Source organism: Spiroplasma sp. hy2, from assembly GCF_044714365.1.
Lineage (GTDB): Bacteria > Bacillota_I > Bacilli_A > Mycoplasmatales > Mycoplasmataceae > Spiroplasma > Spiroplasma phoeniceum.
This window is the reverse complement of record NZ_RXFZ02000324.1, coordinates 1-666: the sequence shown is the minus strand read 5'-3', so window position 1 is coordinate 666 and position 666 is coordinate 1. Positions and strand designations below refer to the sequence as shown.

General features: G+C 17.8%; 1 protein-coding gene. It reads left to right on the top strand.

Annotated elements, in window-relative coordinates; translation table 4 throughout:
* Positions 1-179: 179 nt before the first annotated feature.
* Complete coding sequence (locus EHV01_RS06335) at positions 180-575, top strand: hypothetical protein (protein WP_422066718.1); 396 nt, start codon at positions 180-182, stop codon at positions 573-575.
* Positions 576-666: the final 91 nt, after the last annotated feature.

Sequence of the window (666 nt, the reverse complement as noted above, 5' to 3'; positions counted from 1 at the left end):
AAWAAAAGAATTAAATCCACAATTAGACATCACAAAAATTAACGTTACAAACATTACTAATAACAGTGCAATAATTACTTCAAATGATAAAAATATTTATACCAAAAATGTAATTGTTAATTATACTGTTTCAATAAGTTCAATTAATTGATAAATATTATTTAAAAAATATGGAAAAAATGAAAAAAAATAAAAAGAAATGAAAAAAAATAATTTATGCAATTAATATAAAATTATTTTTATTAGATATATGCTTAATAATTTTTATCATTTTAATATTATATTTTAGTTTTTGTAATATATCAAATATTGTAATTCAACCAACAAGTGTAACTAACAACAAACAAATAAACGAAATAATTAAAAACACTGATTTAGGTGAATTTATAACTAATAATTTGTCTAATCCAACCAAGAAGCAAATCAAAGACAAATTAAAAGAATTAAATCCACAATTAGACATCACAAAAATTAACGTTACAAACATTACTAATAACAGTGCAATAATTACTTCAAATGATAAAAATATTTATACCAAAAATGTAATTGTTAATTATACTAGACTTCTTGCATAACCTAGTTATTTTAAAATTCCTATAAAATATATTTAAAATAGAAATTATAGGAATCTAAAATTATGAAATTTGATAAATTTGATTTTATTAW